Here is a 23,038-nt window from a genome sequence, read left to right as displayed (position 1 = left end):
GCTTTTCGCCCTAATACTGTAAACGCATTCAAAGCTTTTTAAAGTCAATTAATAAAGTTTAATAAGAAATTAAATGGGTGGGAAATAGTTTGTTCTCGAATGCCCACCAAGACAAGGTAGCAATCTATCAAAAAGCTAGAATAGTATAATGATAGTTCCCTTGTTGGATAGGGCAAGCCAAAAACATTAATCAGTACATTTCGGTTATTATAATTTTTATAAACTGTAGGAGGAGATTGGTTCCTTTTGTATAAGTAAGTTATATAAAAACTTTTATTTCATAAATGGAGGTGTCGAAAATTTATTTATTAGTTATTATATTGAACAAAGAAGAATATTTAGACGAAATTTTAGAAAGTTTTTTAGAAAATGAAATCCCGGGGGGTACCATTATAGACTCTAATGGAATGGGGAGTGTGCTATATTGTCATAATAAGTTACCCACGGTAGGTGGAATTCGTCAATTGATTTTTAATCAATGTAGGAATCATAATAAAGTAATACTATCTGTAATTGACAGTGAACAAAAGTTAGAAAGAGCTTTAGAATTACTTCAGGGAGAAATTGTTGATTTCAATGAACCGGGAGTTGGAATTCACTTCAGCTTTCCGATTGACAATGTAACCGGTTTAGCTCAAACTTCTAAATATGAAGAATAATTCATCCCTGTAATTAATTAAAAATGAGGATTAATAAAAAAAGTACCTCCTGCTATTATACGAGGTGTCGCTAGCTAGTGACGACCCTTAATCAAAATAGCAGAGGAGGTACTTATTATGAAGTGTATCTAAAACGAAAAAAGAATCACTTTGATTATTGGAGTAGATATTGAAAAAGAAGTACATTTAGCAAGAACTTTGGATTTTCTAGGTGTAGAGTTTTCATAACCAATCATCTTTTTAAAATATTAGAAAAACTTTTTAAGTTGGCTAGAGATCATAAAAAAAGACAAGTAGTTAAGAATTCATATCAACCATCCAGGAAAAAGTGCTCTATTTTCTGATACCATTATATTACATATATTTCAATATGAGTAATTTTATACCAAGTAAGTATGTTAAAGAAACAATTAATTTATAGAGGGAGTGAATAAACCTTTATGGAAGTGTTTTCGCATCTTAATCTTGCTATTGACTCCCAAGCTCTAGGGATAGCAGTTGTTTTACTATTAGGGCTTTGCGGAGGACGCATTATTCAAAAGTTTAGTTTTCCTATGGTAGTAGGATACATCATTATCGGTTTAATATTAGGTCCATCAGTTTTAAATATTATCCCAGAAGAACTAAACAATGAACTAGAAGTTGTCAAAGTATTGGGATTAGGTATGATAGCATTAATGATCGGGAGTGAACTAGAACTTGATAAAATTCGGGGAATGGCAAAATCTATATTTGGGATAACTATAGTACAATTCATTGGTGCTTTCTTATCGGTCTTTTTAGTTATGTATTATGTTATGGACTTTTCTTTACCAGTAAGTTTATTATTAGGCGCCTTATCACCTGCTACAGCACCAGCTTCACCTGTTGCAGTCATTAGAGAATATAAAGCTAATGGGCCTTTGACTAAAGCGATATTAGGAGTGGTAGCTGTAGACGATGCTCTTACAGTAGTAGTATTTGGTATTGTTGTGGCCATTGTAGGGCTTATGTTTCAAGGAGATCCCCTTACCTGGTACACTTTTTTAGAGCCTTTTGGTGAGGTGATTTTTTCAAGTTTACTTGGACTACTAACTGCTATTTTATTTATAATTGTACTTAATAAATTTTTGTACAATCAAGATAAATATCAAACTTTAGTAATCCTAATAGGACTAGCTTTACTAAATAGTGGAGCTTCTTCTAGTTTAGGACTTTCACCACTATTAACTAATATGGTCACTGGTTTTGTAGTAGCTAATTTATATGAAAATCCAAAAGTTATTCAACGTTTTGAAGAAATTGAACTTCCAGTTTATATAATGTTCTTTACTTTAACAGGAGCTACGCTTGATTTAGAGGTTTTAGCAAACAACTGGGTGCCAGCGCTTATCCTTTTCTTGACAAGAGCGGTTGGAAAAGTTGGTGGTGCTTTTATAGGTGCTAGAATGTATGGAGCAAATAAAAATATACAAAAGTATTTAGGATTTGCCATGCTCTCTAAAGCTGGTGTAACAATTGGATTGCTTATGATTATACAAGAAAGATTTCCAGAGGTGGCATCTGTATTAACTGTCTTAGTATTAGCAAATGTAACCTTAGCTGAACTGACTGGACCCTTAGGAACTAGACATGCATTAGTAGCGTCGGGTGAAGCAAATGTAATCTCTGATAAAGAATCAGAAACATCCGCATAATCTTTTTGAAAGAGTCGTAACGCACTTAATAACTTTAGTCATGAGTTAGTGACGACATCAGAAAGCAATTAACCAAGAATCAAAAAAACAGTAATAATAGAAACAAAACGAGAATTAAGATTGCTAGGCATCAGCTTTAGCCGAGGATGTCCTGAATGTTGTGTAAATAGTATCTCTCTTAATAAATTTACTAACTAGTTTCATCCCTATTTTCTCAGGTCAAGATTAGATTTATACCTCAATATGGTAATTCTGGTTTGAGTCGACCTTCGAAATGGATAGTGAGTTGTGAGATACAACTCTTCCAATTAGAGTTCCATTTCTTAGTGGGATCCATAGTTGCCAGGTTTATTACTTTTAGTAAAGCTTCATCAGTTGAATAAGCTGTTTTGGTTTTAGTAGCTTTTCTTCCATAATTTTATCTTCAAAATCATTGGTGCTTGGTTCGTATTTACCTAATACTCGAGGATCAAATTTACCGTTACGATCTCTAGGAATGCTTATTTCAGACTGACCAAATTTAGTCTTGACTTGTTTAGAACTGGTGCCATTGCGACTATTACAGGAATTTACTTGAACATTTCCTGTAAAGTATCACTAAACACGTCCTTTAACTTATCTTGTACATCTTTAATGCTATTACAGTTCTTAGCTAATTCTTTTGCTAATGTGTCTTGATTATTTCGCATAAATGGTAACCTCCTTTAAATTGATAGGATTATCCATTTACACAAAATTATGTGTACTCCCAAAAAAATGGTGGAGCTCAAACTCCACCATTTATAAATCATATTTGAAATTGTCAATTGTGTTTTTCATTTCTTCAGATAGCTTAGCTAGTGAATCACTTGCTTTTGCTATATCTTCCATAGCAGCTGTTTGTTCTTCAACTGAAGCAGAAGCTTCTTCTGTTTCACTAGCATTTTCTTCTGCTACTGAAGAGAGGTTTTCCATCACATTTATAATTCTATTTTCCTTTTCTTCCATTTCATCACCTGAATCATTTACATCTTCAAGAACTTCTTTCATTTTTTCTATTGAGTCTTTCATACCTTCATATTTATTACTAGTTTCTTCAACGCTTTTAGCTTCAGAGTTAACAATTTCTTTTACTTCTTCCATAGTACTAACGGCATAACTACTCTTTTCTTGTAAGTCTTTAATAATGGTATCAATTTCATCTGTAAACTTGTTTGATTCTTTAGCTAGTTTTCTAATTTCATCTGCCACAACTGAAAATCCTTGCCCAGCTTTACCTGCTCTAGCAGCTTCTATTGCAGCATTTAAAGCAAGTAAATTTGTTTGTTCTGAAACGTTTTTTATCATTTCACTAGCTGTAGTAATTTGTTCTGCACTTTTTTGTGTATTAAAAATTATATCGTTAACTTCAGTAGTTTTGTTATTTAAGCTTTTAGTTTTATCAACTAAGTCTTCTACTATTGTCATTCCTTCATTTTTGAGAGTGTCTACTTCGTTAGCTGATGTATTTAAGTTAGATACTTTCTGTTGATTTTTTCGTATATATTCACCTAGCTCATTTATTTCAGTTACACCTTTTTCTGTATCTTGAGCTTGATTAGTTGCTCCATTTGCAATTTCTTCAATTGCTTTAGAAACTTCATTAGCTGATTGAGTAGACTCTTCACTAGTTGCTGACAGTTCTTGTGAAGAGTTTGAAACCTGTTGGGATTTTTCATTTATATCTTGTAATAGATTAACTATTCTTTCTCTCATACGACCTAGTGCTTTGGTTAAGTTTCCAAGTTCGTCCTTTCTATTATATGTTTTTATGTCTTCATCACTGTGTATATATGTAAAGTCATAATTTGAAAACCTTTCTATGTTTGATGCAATTACAGATATAGATTTAACAACACTACTAGAAATATAATAAATGATTCCACCTAAAAGTGAGAAAAAGATCAAACCTATAGTTGCTATTCTAATTAGGTTTTCTTGTACAGCATTTTGGACTTCTTCTAGTGAATAACCAATATTTAAAGCACCAATATATTCATCATCTATTTCTACTGGAACTGTTACATTATAAACATCTACGTTTTCTTCTTCATAATATGAATCATCTACTAAAACTTCTTGATTAACAACAGCTTCAATAATACCTTCATCATCTAATTCAGTTTCTATTCTATCTTCATTAGTATGTGCTGCTATTTCTTTGTCAGTTGTTATAAATCGTGAATAGACAATTTGTTCATCTTCAGCAAGAACGTCTAGTGTATTCTGTATTTCAAACTGATTTTGTAACTCTTCTACTTCATTTGCAGAAATTCCAACTTGTATAAAACCACCTTCTGGTATTCTCAAATAACCGTACTTAAAAAAGTCACCAGATTCAGTATCTTTTCTTATGTCTTCCATCAGTTCATCATCATTACTGGTCATAAAGTCATAAATAACATGATCTTCTGGTGTTTCCCACCCAATATACTCTTCATTTGTACTATAGATAATTACAGTATTAGGGCGAAAAGCCCACGCTTTCAATCGTGGGATGAAAGCCTATTTTTTTAATAAAATTAAGTTGTAGTATAAAGCAAAACCTTATACAATTAAATCATATGAAACGAAGAAAGATATTTTCTATCAAAAGGTAGAAGAAACAAGGGGGTGACCTAATGAAGAAACAGTAAAAATAAAACTAGTACCGACTAAAAACTAAGAAAAACATCTGACCAATATTTCAAAAGAATATATTAAAACTATCAATACTTTGATATCTAAAATGGTACAAGAAGAAAAAGCATTTCTGAACTAGGTAAATCCAAGAAATTAGAACAAAGATGGATGAAAGACCAAGATCATAAAATTAGCCGTAAAGTGGTTGATTTTGCAAATATCCGAAACACGGCAAGAACAAGCCGTAAAAACGAAAAGAACCTACATACATGGTCATTCTACCGGTTAGCATTATTTATTGAGTACAAAGCAAAACTAAGAGGTATAGCAGTAGAATATGTAGATCCAAAATATACAAGTCAAACTTGTCCCATATGTAGAAATCGCAACCATGTAAAAGACAGAAACTATCAATGCTCATGTGGTTTTAAAACCCACCGAGATCGGGTAGCAGGAATGAACATCATCCATGCACCTGTGATAGATGGAGTAGCGTAAGCAAAAGTCTATCAGCCTATACTGCTATATGCACTGGTATGGGAAGGGTACTGGCATACCCTTAGCTTGGGAGCTGTCTAAAGCAGAAATGAATTGAGGACGCATAGCTACCCGAGAATCCTACGCATTTATGCGTGTGGAGTGTCAAAAGGGGGTTATAAAGATTAAATTTAAAGATAGAATATATCTTGGAGCAATATCAGGTTTAATAGCAGGGACTCCTAGTAAGCTTATGAATTATTTTAGTTATAAAAAAGGTCTAACAGATTTTGAATATGTTCATATAGCATTTGCTTATTTATTATCAAGAACTGGTCGAGATAAAGCTATGTTCAAGGGATTTGGTGTTGGTGCTTTAGCTTTTGTCTTTATATATGGATTAACATCTAAACTAAAAGAATTTCCACAAAGTGAAAAACCATTAGCTCATTTATTAAGCTTTTTAGATCATGTTACATTTGGTAGTTTTTGTGGTTTATTAGTTTCAAAACTAGGAGATGATTTATTATTTTCTAAAACACAAAGTAAAAAATAACTCCCGGAAAACAATCGGGAGTTAAGTTTGCTTATGAACCTGTTCTATTGTTTTTGTTTCAATTCTTTATTATAAGGAACAAATTCTAGATGATGGAATCGATGAAGCTCTGTACGAACCTCCCAAAACCTGTGTTCTTCTTGTAGCTCTAATTGTTGTTCTAATACATCTGGAGTTAGTGCTTCAGCACTTCCGGAAAAAGCTAAAAATACCATCATAAATAACAGAGTTGGCCCTACAATCCTCCTATGTTTTTAATAAACTTAACTATCTAACCCTCTACATGTTCCTCCTTCCCAACAGTTTATTGATTTTGAAATACAAGCTACTGATCTTTTACAAAATAATGTTTTCACATATTGTTTTTTGCTTGGCATTTTAAGTTTTTACACAAGTTATGGTTAATAAAGTCTGTCATAATTATAACTAAATCTAGATCGGCTGGTAGTTTCATAGAGCGTTCTTTTCTGCCGGTTACATGTTTTACTTTGGTTGCACCAATTTCTTGTTTCAAATAATTCTTAATTTTGTCTACCTTATCGCCACCTACAATTAAAACCGTCATAGCTGACCTCCTGTGAATATGTAGGATGAGCGAGAATGATTTTCAATGAAATGTAAAAAAGCAACGGTTGATGACGAGAATCATTCTCAATCGTTGCTTTTATTCTATTCTATTTATATTAAATTGCCCCGATATTTTATTAAAAAACCTATAGCGAGATCCATAGATCATATTTTCTATATAGACTGATAAGTTTGTTACAAAGTCAAAGGGGACAATAGTTGCTCCACCTAATGTAATATAAAACCATATACATAAAGAACCATAGTAATACCTATTGATTTGAGCCACCAAAAATCCTTTCCTGTTAGATAAATTACATAAAAGAGAGGCAGATATTAACCAAAGATTATCTCAAAGATTGCTTCTTGAACTAAAATAAGGTTTATTATAAACTTAGAGAGTAGATAATATCCCTCTTAAGACACCTTAAGCTATTCTATTCAATTATATCATACCAGTTTTTTTAAAAGTTTGTGTTATTACGCATATTAAATAAATTATCTTAAAGGAGCTGATAATTTGACAGTCCGTTCTTGTAAGATTTGTTATTCTAGTGCTTATCCATTTCAAGATGAAAAGTTTCAACATACATATTACTACTGCCAAAACTGTGAGTTTATTTTTTTAGATGAAAAACATATAGTTTCATCTAAAAAAGAGGTAGAAGTTTATGAAAGACATGATAATAACTTTCAAAATAAAGGGTATGTTAAAATGTTTGAAAGATTTATAGAAAGTAATATCAAACCTTTTGAAGATAAACTAAAAACTGCTTTAGATTTTGGTTGTGGACCAGGGCCGGTACTTGCTGAAATGCTTCGTCAAAGAGGAATTGAAGTAGATATTTACGATTTGTATTTTTACCCAGAAAAAGTTTATGAACATAAGAGTTATGATCTTATAACTAGTACAGAAGTTTTTGAACACTTAGAAGATCCAGTTAAAACTACAAAGTTACTTAAGACTCATCTGAATCACGGTGGCTATCTTGCTATTATGACTCGTTTTCATCCTAGAAGTACAATTGAGTTTAACAAGTGGTTTTATAGAATTGATCCAACTCATATTGCGTTCTATCAACCAAAAACCTTTGAAGTGATAGCTGATAAGCTAGGGATGAAATTAGTTCAATATGACAGTACAGACTCTTTAGTTTTAAAAAAGATTTGATTAATTCACTTGATAATTTTAGTACATTATACCACAATATAATTTGTTATAATTAAGGAATGTGAGGTGAAAATATTTGTCCATAGGAAACCATCCAGACTATAAAGAAGAGTTACAGTATTTAAAAGGTACAATAAATTATATAGATCAATTTATAAATAGTATCAAAAAGAAACAACAAGAATCTAAAGAAGATATGAAAGAAGCTTATGAGGTTTTAGACTTTCTAGATAGTAGTCAAAGCTATATTACGATATTAGTAAATGCTAGATATTTAGATAAATCATCTGAAACTATAAATAAAGTGACAAAAGCTAGAGACAAACCATATTTTAGTAGGATTGATTTTAAAGATGATAGGGATGAACAACCTACATCTTATTATATAGGTAAACTATCTTTATTTAAGGATGATAATGAACCGTTAATTATTGATTGGAGATCACCAGTAGCAAGCCTATACTATGATGGAAGAATAGGAGAAGTCTCCTATGAAGCAGAGGAAGGGACTATAACAGGTAATTTATCATTAAAAAGACAATATACTATTGAAGATGGAGAGTTACAAGACTTTTTTGATGTTGATATAACTACAAATGACGAACTTTTACAAGCATCACTTCGAGATACTAGAGATGATAAATTAAAAGATATAGTATCTACTATTCAAAGAGAACAAAATAAGATCATTCGTGCTGACCTAACTAAACCGTTAATTGTTCAAGGGGCAGCAGGTAGTGGTAAAACTACTATAGCACTACATAGGATAGCTTATTTAATTTATACCTATGAAAAATCTTTTGACCCTAATAATTTTATGATTATAGCACCTAATAATCTTTTTTTAGATTATATTTCAGATGTTTTACCAGAGCTAGGAGTAGAAGATGCTAGGCAAACTACTTTTACAGATTTTTGTTTAGATCTACTTAATTTACAAGGTAAAGTAACTGTTACTGAATTAAATGAAAAGTTATCTATAATACTAGAAGAAAAAGATGTAGGTTTACTAAGATGGAGCTCTTTTTTCAAAGGTTCTTTTAAGTTTAAAGGACTCATAGATAATTATCTCAAAGATGTAAAAGAAAATATGTTACCAAAGGAAGATATTTTACTCGAAGAGTATACCTTAATGTCACAAGATGAGCTAACTAACGCTTTTTACAATGAATATAATTATCTACCTATTCATAAACGGTTTGATCAGATAAAAAAGAAACTATCTTCTCGTGCTAAACAAAAAAAGGAACTAATTATAGAGTCTGTTAAAGAAGAATATGAAAAGATAATTTCTAAAGCAAGAAAAGAAGAAGGTAGTGAAAAAGCAGTATCACTTATGGATGAACGAGATGAAAAGATAGAACGTATTAAAGCAGGTGCTAAAAAAGTTTCACAAAACTTTTCTAAAAATATTAAAAAACAAAATGCCTTTAATCATTACAAAAAGATTTTAAAGGATAAAGAGTTACTTAAAAAATACTCAGAAGAAGAGATAGAAGATAAAAAAGCAGAGTATATGGCTGAAACTGCTAAAAAATCATTTAAGAAAAAAGAACTTGAATCTGAAGACTTAGCACCACTGCTTTATTTAAAAGCACAGTTAGAAGGCTTTAAAGAAACAATTGAAAGTAGTAATGTGATAATAGATGAAGCGCAAGATTTTAATCTTTTTGAGTTTTATGTATTAAAACATGTTTTAAAAACTGATAACTTTACATTACTTGGTGATATATCACAAGGTGTTCATGGCTATAGAGGGATAAGTAACTGGGAAGAAGTTAACAAAACTATCTTTTCTAATGAAGCTACAAGCCTAACATTAAAACAAAGTTACAGAACAACAGTTGAGATAATGGAGCTATCTAATAATGTATTAAAAAAAGGAGTAGGAAACGAATCAATATTAGCAGAACCTGTAGTAAGACATGGCGAGAAGCCAATAGTCAATGTAGTTACCCAAAAGGATAATTTGATTGATGGCCTTAAGAAAAAGATACTTGAGTTACAAGAACAAGGATATGCTTCTATAGCTATTATAGGTAAAACATTAACTGAATGTAAAAAGATTCATGAGTTATTAGACATGAAAGATATTACATTACTAAGTGGTAAAGAAGCAGAATATCAAGGCGGTGTAGTAATTGTACCTTCATATGCTGCTAAAGGTTTAGAGTTTGATGCAGTAACAATAGTTAGTCTAGATGAAGCTTTTTATGAAACTGAATTAGATGCAAAACTTTTATATGTTGCAATGACACGAGCTATCCATAATTTAAGTACATTTACTATGATGGATCAACTAACTTCATACTTTGATGACTAACCCGGTTATTCCGGGTTTTTATTTTTTATCATGTTTTTTATATTAATTGGTAACACTATTAACTGGAATGATTACAAATTTAAGGTGGTGTTACTTTTGCCTCATACAATAAATAAACCCTCCCAATATATAGTTATTGGTATTATGTCAGGTTTCTTTTCTGGTATGGTTATGGCCTCTATTATGTGGGGTGGTTGGTTACTTCCGGCATTAGGCCTTTTAATAACAAGGGTCAGCCTATATTACGGATTTCTAGTAATATTTATGTTAACAGTAGTTGTAGGAGGAGTGTATGGGTATTTTGTTAGAGATAAGATACCGTCTATAGGTCAAGCATTAGGATATGGAGTATTAATAGGTATTGTTCTTTGGATACTCGGACCTGTGGTTTTTATACCAATTGCTTTAGGATTTCCACCTCTATTTGCTGAAATTGATCAACATGCCTTGTCATTTTTTGCGTTTTTAATATATGGGTTAGGTCTTACTAGCATTTATCAGGTATGGATAGGTGAAACCTCTGGTAAAGTTAAATGGGTTATTCCCTGGGTAATGATTGTGATTGGTATTGTTTCAGTCCCCGTTCTACTTAGAAGTGCGATGACAACAGGTCCAGAAAACTTAGATGTTGAAGATGGTTATGAAGTGGAAGTAGTAGCAAAGAACTTTACCTATCCAACAAGTTTAACCTTTGATGAAAAAGGAGATGTATATGTAGCTGAAGCTGGTTATAGCTATGGTGGAAAAGAAACTACTCCACAGATAATTAAACTAGACCCTGATGGTACTAATATAGAGGTTATCGAAGAAGATTTTAATGGTCCTATAAATGGTCTTAAATATCATGAAGATTATTTATATATATCCCATAGAGGGACTATTACTAAGATGACACCTGAAGGTGATGAGCGAGAAGATATTATAACTGACCTTCCCTCCTATGGAGATCATCACAATAATGAAATAGTATTTTGTAATGAAGGATATATGTATTTTGGGCAAGGCTCAGCAACTAATGCTGGGGTAGTAGGTGAAGATAATTTCATGTATGATTGGTTAGAGGATCACCCAGATTTTCATGATATTCCACCTGTAGATATTACACTACGAGGTGAAAACTTTAAATCCTTAGACTTAAGTTCACCTGATCCTACAGAAGAAGAAGAAACAGGAGCTTTTTCACCTTTTGGCACTACAACAGAAGCAGGTCAACAAATAGAGGGAGAGACCCCTGGAAATGCAGCTATTTATAGAGCTGATCCAAATAATGACTATGAACTAGAGTTAAAAGCTTGGGGTCTAAGAAATCCCTATGGTCTAACCTTTGATAATGATGATAACCTATATGCATCAGTATTAGGTTATGATGATAGAGGTAGTAGAGCTATTAAAAACTCACCTGATTGGATATATGAAATAGAGGAAGATGGATTTTATGGTTGGCCTGATTATGCAGGTGAATATCCTGTCTATGATACTATTTTTAAAAGCGATAGAGGCGAGAAACGTGATATGCTATTAGAAGATCCACCAGAACCAGAAATACCAGTAGTAGAACTACCTAATCATTATTCACCTATGAAAATAGCATACAATGATGAATTTAGTGATGATGGAGATCTTTTTGTAGCTATTTTTGGAGATGGTGAGCCCATGACAGGTGAAGTAGAACAACCTGTTCCGGCTCAAATTAAAGTAGTAGATACAGAAACAGGTGATTATACACCATTTATTGAAAATCAAGATGGCCCTAGAGCAGGTAGGTATGGGCAAGGACTAAACCGTCCTATAGGAGTAAAATTTGATCCAAAAAATGAATATCTTTACTTTCTAGATTTTGGGGTATTTGAGTTTATGGATATGACGCCTAATCCAATACCAAATACAGGAGTTCTTTGGAGAGTATCAAAGACTTAACAGGTAGGTATTTACCTAATAACCTACCTGTTTTTTTATGTATAGATAACGTTTATAAGTGCTTCATTTTATATCTTTAGAAACAATTTCAAAAGAGTAAATGACTATATTATAATTAAAGTGAAGTTATCATTTTCACAAAAAAGGAGGTACGGAAAATGGAAGAGAAACGAATGATGATTATTACAGGAATAATAGTAGGTCTATTTGGTGGTGGATTAGTTCTATTAGGAAACCCAGTTAATATGGGGTTTTGTATAGCTTGTTTTCTTAGAGATATTGCTGGGGCGTTAGGAACACATCAAGCTGCAGTTGTTCAAAATATTCGCCCGGAAGTAATTGGTCTTATACTTGGTTCTTTTATTATTTCTAAGGTGAGTGGAGAATTTCGACCAATGGCAGGATCAGCTACTGCCACAAGATTTTTACTAGGAATATTTATAATGTTTGGTTCCTTAATATTTTTAGGTTGTCCTTTAAGAATGGTACTTAGACTTGCTGGTGGTGATTTAACAGCAATTCCTGCCTTTTTAGGTTTTATAGTTGGGATTATAATAGGAACTGAATTTCTTAAAAAAGGTTTTAACCTAGGTAGAAGTTATCGTCAAGGCATGGCTGAAGGGTATACTGCACCAGTTTTTGCGGTGGCACTATTATTACTACTACTATTTGCTCCAAGTATGTTAGTATTTAGCCAAGAAGGCCCTGGTTCAATGGGAGCACCTTTAGTTGTTACACTTGTAGCAGGATTAATTGTAGGTGCTTTAGCACAACGTTCACGTTTATGTATGGCTGGTGGAATTAGAGATATTTATCTTATTAAAGACTTCACACTTTTTAATGGCTTTATCTTTATCTTTTTAGTAGCATTAATAGTAAATGTATTTGCGGGTAATTTCGAGTTTGGTTTTGAAGGTCAACCAGTAGCACATACTGATCATCTATTTAACTTTCTAGGGATGGCTCTTGTTGGTATTTGTGCAATTTTATTAGGTGGTTGTCCACTTCGACAATTAATATTATCTGGATCAGGAGATGGTGATGCAACTGTTACTGTTTTTGGAATGGTAACGGGGGGAGCATTAGCTCATAACTTTGGTGTAGCTGCAAGTCCAGAAGGGGTAAGCACAGTAAGTATTGTGACATTAGTGATTGGTTTTATCTTTGTTTTTGGTGTTGCATTTTTAAATATGGAAAGTATCGGGTTAGTTTCAAAGAGTTCTAAATCCATAAAAGGGTAAAAAGGAGGAGTTTATTATGTCAAAAGAAACCACTATCGTTGATGCTAGAGGCCTGTCATGTCCACAACCTGTACTCATAACTAAACAAAGTCTATCAAAAGAAGATAATATCAAAGTATTACTAGATAGCCCAACTGCTAAAGATAATGTAGCGAAATTTGCAAAGTCACAGGATTATAAGGTTGATATAGAGAATAATGAAGAAGAGTACACGATCCATATTTATAAATAATCGATAAACCCGTGGAGGGATGAGAACCATGATTTATTTAGATAATGCTGCTACTAGTTGGCCAAAACCAGAAGTTGTATATCAGGCAGTAGATGAATGCCTTAGAGCAGGTGGTAATCCTAGTAGAGGTGTTAATCAAAGTGCACTAAATATGAGTAGAGTAATCTTTGAAGCAAGATCTTCAGTAGCTGAGTTATTTAATGTTAAAAATGAAGAACAGATTGTATTTACTAAAAATATAACAGAATCTTTAAATTTAGTATTAAAAAGTCTACTAGTAGCAGGTGATCATGTATTAATTAGTCCAGTTGAACACAACTCAGTTGTTAGACCATTACAATATTTAAAAGAAACAAAAGATGTCGAGTATGATATCATACCAGGAGACCAGACAGGTTATTTTGATACAAGTGAAATTGAAAAAATGATCACTAAAAACACCAAACTAATTGTCATATCTCATTCTTCTAATGTTTTAGGTACTATCTTACCTGTAGAAGAAATATCACAATTAGCTAAAAAGCATAATCTTTATATATTAGTAGATGCAGCACAAACAGCAGGAGTACTCCCAATTGACTTTGAAAAACTAGATATTGACTTTTTAGCTTTTACTGGTCACAAAGGATTATTAGGTCCACAAGGGACTGGTGGTCTTATAGTTAAAGAAGGTATTTCTTTAACCCCATTAATACATGGTGGAACAGGTTCAAAGTCTAAAGAAACAAGTCAGTTAGGATTATTTCCTGATGATTTTGAAAGTGGCACGATGAATACACCAGGGATAGCAGGCCTAAAAGAAGGTGTTCGTTATTGTATAGAAAACTTAGAACAAATTAGAAAACATGAACAGTTTTTAATAGATAAATTACTTAATTATTTTAAAGAAAATTCACAGTTTGAATTTTATGGCCCACAAGATGCTAATAATAGAACTGGACTTGTAACATTTAATATAAAAGATGTAGATTCAGATATGGTAGGAGAAGTATTAGATAATGAGTTTCAAATTGCTGTTAGAACAGGACTTCACTGCTCACCTTTAGCTCATAATAGTGGAAACACTATTGACCTAGGTGGAGTTAGAGTAAGTGTAGGACCTTTTACACAAGAACAAGAAATTGATGAGTTGATTAATGCCTTAGAAGAGATCTCACAAAATATGTAAATTAAAAGCATCTGTTGTACAGATGCTTTTTTTACTTATTTTATCTGTGATTTTTACATAACTTTTAGCGCTTCCTAGCGTCTTATAGGGCGTATAAGGGAGGGAATGAATATGAAAAAAGTTTTACTAGTTTTATTAGCATCATTTTTAGTAATAGTTGCAACTGGCTATGCTAGAGAGTATGTATTATTAAATGATGCAAAACAAGAAATTGAAGACCTTAAAGACTTAGTTAAAGAACTAGAAGAGTTCAATGAATCACATGAAGACAAAGATGAGGTGTTAAAGCAGTATGAAGAAGAAATGGACAGGCTAAAAAAAGAAAAAGAACGTCTTGAAAATGAAATAGAAGCTTTTTAAGAAAACTAGTATAATGTCTTTAAGGGGACATGAAATAGTAGACAATATATTAAAGATTAAGGACAGTGGCATCACATTTCTATGTGAGTGCCTTTTTTTTAAAATACGTTACTTTTTAAACTATTTGTCGTCTATTAGGTTAGAGAATAAAAAATTGGTAAAGGAGAGAGTGATATGAAATTTAAAAGAAGCTTTGGAAGTACGTTTGCAGTATTTTCACTAGCACTAGTAACAAGTGTATCTGTATCAGCTGGTCCAGCTGGTGTAGACACCACAAATGAAAATGGGACTCCAAAAGACAGGATAGGTGAATTTACCGGTGTAGTAGAAGAAATATCAGATCATCCAAGTTTAGATGATGTACAAAAAGTTTTCTTAGAAAACGATCATGATCAAAAAGCGCATCTGTTAGTTTCAGATTCTACACCTATATTAGGAGCAGATGAAATTACTGAGGATACTTTAATCACAGGGTATTATGATAATATGAAACCTATCACTATGATTTATCCTCCACAGTATCAAGCTGTTGCCATTACTACTGGTGAGCTAGATGAAAATAAAAAGGCTCATAAGTTTAATGAAGATCTAATTAGTACAGATAATTCCCTAAAGCTAAATATCGAAGAAGATACCAAAGTAATTAATAATGATGGAGAAAAATTTGAAGGAGATTTAGAAGACAGAGAGTTGCTGGTAACTTATGATATTTCAACTAGAAGTATTCCAGCTAAAACTACTCCTGAGAAAGTAGTTGTGTTATTTGAAGACAGAGAAACTATGAACACAACGTATGATCAAAAAATTGAAGCTACCAATATGAAAGAAGATATCTCATCTTTAGATATAGTAGTAGAAAATGAAATAATTGATACTTACGAACCATATTTTACTGATGATATGCCTATGGTACCTGTTAGAGAAATTGCAGAAACTTTAGGATATGAAGTAACATGGAAAAATGGACAAATTATGATAGGAAATGTAGCTTCTCTAACTATTGGAGAGAAGGAATACAACTATGCTAAAAAAGCTCCAATTGAACTAATTGCTCCAGAACTAAAGGCTGGAAGAACATTTGTTCCACTTAATTTCTTTAGAGATGTTTTAAACTTAAACAATGCATATCTACTAGAAGACCAAATTGTTATTGATGATGGAGAAAAGATGGAGTAATATAAGTTTTTTCGTTAGGTGTTTAGCTGGTTTCCTAACACTATCAAATCCCCCCCTTAGAGTCTTTATAACTCTTAAGGGGAGGATTTTTTTGCTCGTTTTACTCTAAAACCCACTCTACCTGTAATCGCTTTCCTTAAATCCATTATTTTAGTAAATCTAAAAATATATCCCATCATATTTCCTGGGAAATTGTCGACAAAAATGTGTTGTTATAAACTACTAGATAAGTTAATAAAAGTTATGAAGGATTGGCTCGTGTATCTTTAGAAGAGGCAAGATAAGTTGCATTAGAAAAGTTAGAGACCCTTTATTCAGATCTAATTGAACAAGATAAGATAGATACTGATCCGATTATAGATAGAGATTTAAATGGTCGAGGGAGTATCAGTTTAACTTCATGCGAAGTATGATAGTAACCCCAGTTCAAGGTAATATGATAACTATCAGAATTGATGCAATTGAAGGTGAGGTTAAGTAGAGTTAATAAGAATTTTTCAGATGGAATAAATTTGTAGATTATAAAGAAGATGAAGTGACTAATGGAAAAGAAGAGGACTTGAAGTAAGTATCTGTCAAGTTGATGGTTCATTTAGAACTTGCTTTAGCAGAAGATATTACCTTTAAGAAAAGGTGAATTAGCTCCGGATAAGGAAGTGACTAGATAAGAAATTTGCAGGAATCATTAGCTATATGTTACAAAAAAGACTTAGTGGTGTTTTAGATGAACCTTATTTTAAAGATAAAGATCATGATAACTTATGAAGAGATACAATACCTAGGTAAAAAAAGGTATTTTTAATGATAGAAAGAAGTTTCAACCAGATAAAATTGTTACAAGAGAAGAAATGGCTGTAATAATTGTTAAAACTTTAGATTTAGATTTACTTATAAATGATGAATTCATCTTTCCGTTACAGGTATCAGATGCAAGTGAAATACCTACTGAATATCGAGATGAAGTTTATTTAGTAAATAATTTAGATATTATGAATGGTGATGGAGAATATACTTCTTACCAAAAGATGAATTAACAAGAGCACAGTCTTTAAAAATACTTTATCGTGTAGATGAAGTTATGGGAGAACTTAACTAAAAGATCCGTTGCTGGGGGAATTCCCTCAGCTTATTTTTTTGAATAATGAAAAAACCCCGGGATCCGGGGTTTTTCTTATACATTATGACATGCAACAAGTCCATGTCCTTCAACGTGGTTTAATTCAGGTTCTTGTTCTTTACAAATATCTTTTCTTTCAAAACATCTACTATAGAAACGACAACCTTTCCCAGGGTTAACAGGACTAGGGACATCACCTTCTAGAATAATCCGTCTTTGTTCAACTTCAATAGACGGGATCGGGATAGCAGAAATTAGAGCTTTAGTATATGGATGTTTTGGGTTTTTAAAGATAGCACTATAATCAGTCATCTCAACCATTTTACCTACATACATAACAGCAACCTTATCACTTATATGCTTAACAACTGATAGGTCGTGAGCAATAAAGAGATAAGTTAGATCTAATTCATCTTGCAGATCATCTAAAAGGTTAAGAATTTGAGCTTGAATAGATACATCAAGAGATGAAACTGGTTCATCAAGTACAATAAACTTAGGGTTTAAAGCTAAAGCACGAGCGATACCTACACGCTGTCGTCTACCACCATCTAACTCATGTGGATAAGCATTTAAAAGACGACTAGAAAGTCCAACTAGATCCATAAGCTCTGATACACGCGTTTTAGTATTTTCTCGGATATTATGAATCTCAAAAGGTTCCGAGATGATATTTTTAACATTCATTCTAGGATTAAGAGAAGAAAAAGGATCTTGAAAGACTATTTGTGCATCTCGTCTGAATTTGTGAATAGCCTTTTTATCAAATTTTTTAATATCCTGGCCTTCAAACTTAATTTCACCATCAGTTGGTGGAATCAACCTTAAAACTAATCGTCCAGTAGTAGACTTACCACAACCAGATTCTCCTACAAGTCCAAGAGTTTCTCCTTTGTTAATACTAAAATGTATATTGTCTACAGCATGTAGTTGACCTTCTTTGGTGTTAAAATACCTTTTTAATCCATTAACTTCTAGTAACTTGTCAGCCATGATTGACCCTCCTAGCTTTTGACCGTGGAATCTGTGAATTTGTGTTCATACCTGCTGTCGAACATATGACAGAGGACCCTGTGTTCACTATTTTCACCTTCATTAGTGATGACTTCTTCTGGATGGACCTCTTTACAGACATCGATTGCTTTAGGACACCTAGGGTTAAATGGACACCCTTCCGGAAGTTCAGTCGGTTCAGGCATAAGACCTTTGATAGGATTAAGCCTATCCTCATCATCATCAAGGCTTGGGATAGATCCAAAGAGTCCTTTAGTGTACGGGTGTTTTGGGCTTGTAAATAGAGTTTTCTTGTCAGTGAACTCAACAATTTTACCAGTATACATAATAGCTACTTTGTCACAGGCATCAGCAACAATTCCTAGGTCATGAGTTATCATGAGCATAGATGTTTCAAACTCTTCTACTAGATCTTTCATAACTTCTAGAACTTGAGCTTGGATAGTAACATCCAAAGCAGTAGTAGGTTCGTCAGCTATCAAAAGAGAAGGGTTACAAGCAAGAGCAATAGCTATTACAACCCTTTGTTTCATACCTCCACTAAATTGATGAGGATAATCGTTAGCACGGGATTTAGGTAAGCCAACTACTTCTAACATTTCTTTTGCTTTTTCCATAGCGTCACTACTATTTAGATTTTGATGCAGTTGAATACCTTCTGCAATCTGTTCACCTATTGTGATAACCGGATTTAAAGAAGTCATAGGATCTTGAAATATCATAGATATTAGGTTACCACGAATTTTTTTCAATTGAGCTTCTTTTTTCTCAAGTAAATTTTCTTCTTGAAAATATACTTCACCATTTTCTACAACACCTGGTGGGTCAGGTACTAGGTTCATAATCCCTAGGGCAGTGGTAGTTTTCCCGGCACCAGTTTCTCCAACCAACCCAAGGGTTTCACCTTTATTTAACCAAAAATTTACTCCATCACATGCTTTAACTCGCCCATCTTCTGTCACATAATGAATACTGAGGTCTTTTACCTCTAGGAGTTTTTCACTCATTGTTCTCCCTCCTATGAAAAGCTTGATTAAGCTTAACAGGCTGTATTGATTTTAGTCTTTTAATCGAGGATCAAGAGCATCCCTTAACCCGTCACCAAATAAGTTTAGTCCTAAAATAGTAGTTGCAATAGCAAGTCCTGGGAAGGTGGAGATCCACCAAGCATCTCTGATAAATCTCATACCATCAGATAACATACTACCCCATTCCGGATCAGGTGGCTGTGCACCTAGCCCGATAAAAGAAAGTCCAGCAGCTGATAAGATAGCCATAGCTACACCTAAGGTTGCTTGCACAATAATAGGGGCTAGTGCGTTTGGGAGAATGTGTTTTACGATAAGTCGTTTGTTACTAGCACCTAAAGCCTGAGCTGCTTCAACAAACTCTTCTTCTTTTAAAGATAACACGGAGCCCCTTACAATCCTTGCAAACTGTGGTATAAAACCTATACCAACAGCTATAAATAGGTTAGTAAGGGATGGTCCGATAGCACTAACTATTGCAATTGCAAGTAGAATTGGTGGTATAGCTAAGATAACATCAACTAAACGCATAATAATATTATCTGCTAAATTTCCGAAATAACCAGCCATAGCACCGAGTAAACTTCCTGAAATAAGTGAAATAGCAATAGCTATAAAACCTACCTGTATAGAAAGACGTGTTCCATAAATAATCCGACTTAATATACATCTACCTAAGTGATCTGTACCTAATGGAAATTCAGATGATGGTGGCTCAGTTATAGAATCATAATTTTGTGCAGCATAGTCATGTGGTGCGATAAAATCAGCTGTTAAAGCTGATAAGAATAAAAGAGCAATTAAAAACAAACCTACCATGGCAGACTTATTTTTCTTTAACCGTCTCCAAGCTTCCGCCCATTGACTTCTACCAACCTGTTCCTTTTGTTTCTGTTGGTTCTGATCCGCCAGGGAAGGATCTTTTTTGGTTTTTGTTTCTGTCATGTCTCTTCTACCTCCTCCCAAAATTAATATTGGACTGGGTTATTTATATTGTGCTTTGATGCGAGGATCGAGATATGCATATAAGATATCTACTAATAGGTTTACAAGTGAGAAGATAACTGCTATAAATAGTACTCCACCTTGAACCACTGTAAAGTTTTGTTCTCTAATACTATCTACAATTAACCTTCCAAGTCCGGCAATTGAGAATATTCGCTCTGTTAAAACTGCTCCACCAAGTAAAAACCCAAACTGTAGTCCAATAACTGTTATCACAGGAATCAAGGCATTTTTTAGAGCGTGTTTAATAACTACAGTTCGCTCATCAAGGCCTTTTGCTCTAGCTGTTCTAATATAGTCCTGGCGTAGTACTTCAAGCATTGATGAACGAGTCATTCTAGTAATCAATGCAGCACTGCTTGTTCCTAAAGTTACTATAGGGAGTACAGCATGTTGCCAAGTATCAAAACCCGATGATGGGAAAATAGGTAGCCAAACCGAGAATAACAGAATTGCCATCATTCCCTGCCAAAAGTTCGGTAAAGAAACCCCTAATAAAGCTCCAAGCATAGAAATATTGTCAATCTTTGAATACTGACGTGTAGCAGAAATAATTCCTACAGGAATACCTATTAATACTGCAAGTATTACAGCACCTGTAGATAAGATAAAAGTATTAGGAAACCTTTCCAAAATCTCAACTGTTACTGGTCGTCCAGATGTTAATGAATAACCAAGATCACCTTGTAAAACATCGGATAGATAGTTAAAGAACTGGGCACCAAATGGTAAATGAAGGCCCATTTGTCTTCTAAGTTGTTTTACCTGTTCTTCAGGTGCTTGTTCTCCTAAAAGGATAGTAGCAGGATCACCTGGTGTTATATATGTGATAGTAAATACTATGAATACAACTCCTATAAGAACTGGGATCAACTGGAGGAGACGTTTAAAAATATATTTATGCATACTTTTTACCTCCTTACTAAGACCTGATATACCGCTTTACTTGAAAAAATAGGCCATGAAATAACCATGGCCTATTTTTTTTTGACATAGGAATTATTTAGATAAAGTTATATCAAATAGGCTATGGTGACCTGCTGGATTAATTGTAAAGTTTTCTACATAATCTCTCATACCTACTGCTTGTTCACCAACGTGAGTAAAGACCCATGGTGCTTCTTCAGTGATAATTTCTTGAACCTCTCTGTAGTACTCTAATCTTTCCTCTTCATCAAAAGCTTCTCTACCTTTCTCTAATAGTTCATCAACTTCTTCATTGGCAAGGAAAGTTCTGTTACCAGCTGCTCCGTGCTCATCAGAATGGAATACAGAGTATAGTCCATAGTCAGCATCACCTGTTACTGATACCCAACCAAGGACAAACATTTCATGTTCTCCTTGAGCAGTTTCTTCTAGATAAGCACCCCATTCTCTTACACTTATATCTACATCGATCCCAATTTGGCTTAACTGACCTTGAACTATTTCAGCAATATCTTCTCTTTGCTGCTGTTCGTTAGTCCAAAGCTCGACCTCAAAGCCATCTTCATAACCAGCGTCTGCAAGAAGCTCTTTTGCCTTATCTAAATCATGCTCATAACCTTCTAAATCTTCATGAGCACCATAAACTGCAGGTGCTAGAGGACCTCTAGCTGGCTGCCCTAGTCCATAGTAAACATTCTCTACTACTGGTTCCATAGTAAGTGCATAGTTTATTGCTTGTCGAACCCTCTTATCGTCAAAAGGTTCAACTTCCATATTAAACCCAACATACTCTGTTGATAGATCATCTTCTCTCATTAGATTTAACTCTTCAGCTTCTTCAACTCTGTCTAAGTCAGTTGGTGAAACATCATAGATGATATCAGCTCCACCTGTTTCTAGTTCAATAGTTCTATTAGTATCTTCTTCTACGTTTCTAAAGTGAAGTTCCCGAACTCCAGCTTTACCTCTCCAGTGATCATCAAATCTTTCTAAATAAACTCTGTCTCCAACATCCCAATCAGAAAACTTAAATGGTCCTGTTCCAACTGGGTTTTGACCAAAGTCATCTCCATGCTCATTTACAGCATCTTCATTTAGAATGCCTGTAACTGAATGTGCTAAGTGGAATTCAATAGGTGCAAATGGTTCGTGTAGAGGTAATTCAAAGGTATAATCGTCAATGATTTCAATATTATCTGCATCTACCATGTCTAAGATGAAAGCACCTGGTGATGCAGTATCTTCATCTAATAGTCTTTGGTAGGTAAACTTAATATCATCAGCAGTTAATTCTTCACCATTGTGAAATTTAACTCCTTCTCTTAATTCAAATTTATAAGTAGTGTCATCAATAACTTCCCAGTCTTTTGCAAGTCCTGGTTGAACCTCCATATTTTCATCTTGGTCTAATAAAGTTTCAAATATTTGTTCTGTAATACGTGAGGATGGCTGGTCGTTTTCAGCTTGTGGATCTAGTGTAGGAGCATCTGCTCCTTGAGCAACTATTAATACATCTTCATCTAATTTTTCTTCTACTTCATCAGGGTCTACATCTTGCTCTCCTGCTTCTTCATCAGGATCTCCACAGCCTGTTAAGCTAAATGCCACAATACCAACCAATGCTAACACTAACATTAAGTGCTTTTTCCCTAATAATGATCTCATGGACTGCCCCTCCTTAAAGTTGTAACCAAATTTAAAATTTTCACTAAATTTTTGCCACTTTAACAAAACAAAGCAACACGATTTTTTCTTATTTTAGACCTTTTCTCACCTCCTTAATT

At 33.5% G+C, this 23,038-nt stretch carries 20 protein-coding genes and 3 pseudogenes; 14 read left to right on the top strand and 9 right to left on the bottom strand.

Annotated features, from left to right (window positions below):
* Positions 1–320 precede the first annotated feature (320 nt).
* Together CDO51_RS01120 and CDO51_RS01115 are read left to right on the top strand one after the other, a co-directional pair.
* Positions 321–659, top strand: a complete 339-nt coding sequence (locus CDO51_RS01120; protein WP_089022451.1) for a hypothetical protein — start codon at positions 321–323, stop codon at positions 657–659.
* A gap of 440 nt (positions 660–1,099) precedes the next feature.
* Positions 1,100–2,335 (top strand): cation:proton antiporter, encoded by a 1,236-nt coding sequence (locus CDO51_RS01115; protein WP_089022450.1) that lies wholly within the window; start codon positions 1,100–1,102, stop codon positions 2,333–2,335.
* A gap of 411 nt (positions 2,336–2,746) precedes the next feature.
* Here the strand turns inward: CDO51_RS01115 and CDO51_RS15225 are convergent.
* Positions 2,747–3,024, bottom strand: a pseudogene (locus CDO51_RS15225) (transposase); the annotation flags it as partial.
* Between the two features lie 91 nt (positions 3,025–3,115).
* Complete coding sequence (locus CDO51_RS01105; protein ID WP_089022449.1) at positions 3,116–4,843, bottom strand: methyl-accepting chemotaxis protein; 1,728 nt, start codon at positions 4,841–4,843, stop codon at positions 3,116–3,118.
* A 264-nt stretch (positions 4,844–5,107) separates the two neighbouring features.
* Here CDO51_RS01105 and CDO51_RS01100 point away from each other — a divergent pair.
* Together CDO51_RS01100 and CDO51_RS01095 are read left to right on the top strand one after the other, a co-directional pair.
* Positions 5,108–5,473 (top strand): annotated as a pseudogene (locus CDO51_RS01100) (zinc ribbon domain-containing protein); the annotation flags it as partial.
* Positions 5,474–5,609: 136 nt separating this feature from the next.
* Positions 5,610–6,008 carry a hypothetical protein gene (locus tag CDO51_RS01095; RefSeq protein ID WP_143824648.1) on the top strand — a complete coding sequence of 133 codons (399 nt, stop codon included), beginning with the start codon at positions 5,610–5,612 and terminating at the stop codon, positions 6,006–6,008.
* 44 nt (positions 6,009–6,052) lie between these two features.
* Here the strand turns inward: CDO51_RS01095 and CDO51_RS13655 are convergent, their stop codons facing one another.
* Both CDO51_RS13655 and CDO51_RS01090 read right to left on the bottom strand, forming a co-directional pair.
* Positions 6,053–6,226 carry a hypothetical protein gene (locus CDO51_RS13655; protein WP_158212260.1) on the bottom strand — a complete coding sequence of 58 codons (174 nt, stop codon included), beginning with the start codon at positions 6,224–6,226 and terminating at the stop codon, positions 6,053–6,055.
* A 134-nt stretch (positions 6,227–6,360) separates the two neighbouring features.
* Positions 6,361–6,573: a DUF2325 domain-containing protein gene (locus CDO51_RS01090; protein WP_089022447.1), complete on the bottom strand. Its 213-nt coding sequence runs from the start codon at positions 6,571–6,573 to the stop codon at positions 6,361–6,363.
* Between the two features lie 522 nt (positions 6,574–7,095).
* Between CDO51_RS01090 and CDO51_RS01085 the strand changes: the two genes are divergently transcribed.
* From CDO51_RS01085 to CDO51_RS01045, 10 genes and pseudogenes are all read left to right on the top strand, one after another.
* On the top strand, positions 7,096–7,746 hold the full coding sequence (locus CDO51_RS01085; RefSeq protein ID WP_205842042.1) for a class I SAM-dependent methyltransferase: 651 nt from the start codon (positions 7,096–7,098) through the stop codon (positions 7,744–7,746).
* A 76-nt stretch (positions 7,747–7,822) separates the two neighbouring features.
* Entirely contained in the window at positions 7,823–10,069 is a 2,247-nt protein-coding gene (helD, locus tag CDO51_RS01080; RefSeq protein WP_089022446.1) for an RNA polymerase recycling motor HelD, read from the top strand.
* Between the two features lie 96 nt (positions 10,070–10,165).
* Positions 10,166–11,986 (top strand): glucose dehydrogenase, encoded by a 1,821-nt coding sequence (locus tag CDO51_RS01075; RefSeq protein ID WP_089022445.1) that lies wholly within the window; start codon positions 10,166–10,168, stop codon positions 11,984–11,986.
* A 158-nt stretch (positions 11,987–12,144) separates the two neighbouring features.
* A complete protein-coding gene (gene yedE, locus CDO51_RS01070; protein ID WP_089022444.1) occupies positions 12,145–13,227 on the top strand; it encodes a YedE family putative selenium transporter in 1,083 nt (360 codons plus the stop codon).
* A gap of 16 nt (positions 13,228–13,243) precedes the next feature.
* Positions 13,244–13,459 carry a sulfurtransferase TusA family protein gene (locus CDO51_RS01065; RefSeq protein ID WP_089022443.1) on the top strand — a complete coding sequence of 72 codons (216 nt, stop codon included), beginning with the start codon at positions 13,244–13,246 and terminating at the stop codon, positions 13,457–13,459.
* 28 nt (positions 13,460–13,487) lie between these two features.
* A complete protein-coding gene (locus tag CDO51_RS01060) occupies positions 13,488–14,627 on the top strand; it encodes an aminotransferase class V-fold PLP-dependent enzyme (protein WP_089022442.1) in 1,140 nt (379 codons plus the stop codon).
* Positions 14,628–14,738: 111 nt separating this feature from the next.
* Positions 14,739–14,987: a hypothetical protein gene (locus CDO51_RS01055; RefSeq protein WP_089022441.1), complete on the top strand. Its 249-nt coding sequence runs from the start codon at positions 14,739–14,741 to the stop codon at positions 14,985–14,987.
* Between the two features lie 174 nt (positions 14,988–15,161).
* Positions 15,162–16,163 carry a copper amine oxidase N-terminal domain-containing protein gene (locus tag CDO51_RS01050; RefSeq protein ID WP_089022440.1) on the top strand — a complete coding sequence of 334 codons (1,002 nt, stop codon included), beginning with the start codon at positions 15,162–15,164 and terminating at the stop codon, positions 16,161–16,163.
* 791 nt (positions 16,164–16,954) lie between these two features.
* Positions 16,955–17,011 (top strand): annotated as a pseudogene (locus CDO51_RS15220) (hypothetical protein); the annotation flags it as partial.
* A complete protein-coding gene (locus CDO51_RS01045) occupies positions 17,012–17,197 on the top strand; it encodes a hypothetical protein (protein ID WP_089022439.1) in 186 nt (61 codons plus the stop codon).
* Positions 17,198–17,334: 137 nt separating this feature from the next.
* On the opposite strand, the gene CDO51_RS01040 is transcribed toward CDO51_RS01045, so the two are convergent.
* From CDO51_RS01040 to CDO51_RS01020, 5 genes are all read right to left on the bottom strand, one after another.
* Entirely contained in the window at positions 17,335–18,273 is a 939-nt protein-coding gene (locus CDO51_RS01040; RefSeq protein WP_089022438.1) for an ABC transporter ATP-binding protein, read from the bottom strand.
* Positions 18,274–18,284: 11 nt separating this feature from the next.
* Positions 18,285–19,301 (bottom strand): ABC transporter ATP-binding protein, encoded by a 1,017-nt coding sequence (locus tag CDO51_RS01035; protein WP_089022437.1) that lies wholly within the window; start codon positions 19,299–19,301, stop codon positions 18,285–18,287.
* Positions 19,302–19,352: 51 nt separating this feature from the next.
* The gene (locus CDO51_RS01030) at positions 19,353–20,267 is read right to left on the bottom strand and encodes an ABC transporter permease (protein WP_089022436.1); all 915 of its coding nucleotides are present in this window, start codon (positions 20,265–20,267) and stop codon (positions 19,353–19,355) included.
* Between the two features lie 39 nt (positions 20,268–20,306).
* Positions 20,307–21,233 (bottom strand): ABC transporter permease, encoded by a 927-nt coding sequence (locus CDO51_RS01025; RefSeq protein WP_089022435.1) that lies wholly within the window; start codon positions 21,231–21,233, stop codon positions 20,307–20,309.
* Positions 21,234–21,326: 93 nt separating this feature from the next.
* Positions 21,327–22,919, bottom strand: coding sequence for a glutathione ABC transporter substrate-binding protein (locus tag CDO51_RS01020; RefSeq protein ID WP_089022434.1), 1,593 nt, complete (start codon positions 22,917–22,919; stop codon positions 21,327–21,329).
* Positions 22,920–23,038 lie beyond the last annotated feature (119 nt).

The organism is Natranaerobius trueperi (assembly GCF_002216005.1).
GTDB classification, from domain to species: domain Bacteria; phylum Bacillota; class Natranaerobiia; order Natranaerobiales; family Natranaerobiaceae; genus Natranaerobius_A; species Natranaerobius_A trueperi.
This window is presented reverse-complemented; position numbering and strand designations above follow the sequence as displayed.

Excerpts from the sequence above, each read along its gene's own strand:
- CDO51_RS13655 (WP_158212260.1), bottom strand. The coding sequence starts at position 6,226 with ATGATGGTATTTTTAGCTTTTTCCGGAAGTGCTGAAGCACTAACTCCA.
- CDO51_RS01055 (WP_089022441.1), top strand. The coding sequence starts at position 14,739 with ATGAAAAAAGTTTTACTAGTTTTATTAGCATCATTTTTAGTAATAGTT.
- CDO51_RS01030 (WP_089022436.1), bottom strand. The coding sequence starts at position 20,267 with ATGACAGAAACAAAAACCAAAAAAGATCCTTCCCTGGCGGATCAGAAC.
- CDO51_RS01025 (WP_089022435.1), bottom strand. The coding sequence starts at position 21,233 with ATGCATAAATATATTTTTAAACGTCTCCTCCAGTTGATCCCAGTTCTT.
- CDO51_RS01115 (WP_089022450.1), top strand. The coding sequence starts at position 1,100 with ATGGAAGTGTTTTCGCATCTTAATCTTGCTATTGACTCCCAAGCTCTA.
- CDO51_RS01090 (WP_089022447.1), bottom strand. The coding sequence starts at position 6,573 with ATGACGGTTTTAATTGTAGGTGGCGATAAGGTAGACAAAATTAAGAAT.
- CDO51_RS01050 (WP_089022440.1), top strand. The coding sequence starts at position 15,162 with ATGAAATTTAAAAGAAGCTTTGGAAGTACGTTTGCAGTATTTTCACTA.
- yedE (WP_089022444.1), top strand. The coding sequence starts at position 12,145 with ATGGAAGAGAAACGAATGATGATTATTACAGGAATAATAGTAGGTCTA.
- CDO51_RS01035 (WP_089022437.1), bottom strand. The coding sequence starts at position 19,301 with ATGAGTGAAAAACTCCTAGAGGTAAAAGACCTCAGTATTCATTATGTG.
- CDO51_RS01040 (WP_089022438.1), bottom strand. The coding sequence starts at position 18,273 with ATGGCTGACAAGTTACTAGAAGTTAATGGATTAAAAAGGTATTTTAAC.
- CDO51_RS01020 (WP_089022434.1), bottom strand. The coding sequence starts at position 22,919 with ATGAGATCATTATTAGGGAAAAAGCACTTAATGTTAGTGTTAGCATTG.
- CDO51_RS01065 (WP_089022443.1), top strand. The coding sequence starts at position 13,244 with ATGTCAAAAGAAACCACTATCGTTGATGCTAGAGGCCTGTCATGTCCA.
- CDO51_RS01060 (WP_089022442.1), top strand. The coding sequence starts at position 13,488 with ATGATTTATTTAGATAATGCTGCTACTAGTTGGCCAAAACCAGAAGTT.
- CDO51_RS01045 (WP_089022439.1), top strand. The coding sequence starts at position 17,012 with ATGGCTGTAATAATTGTTAAAACTTTAGATTTAGATTTACTTATAAAT.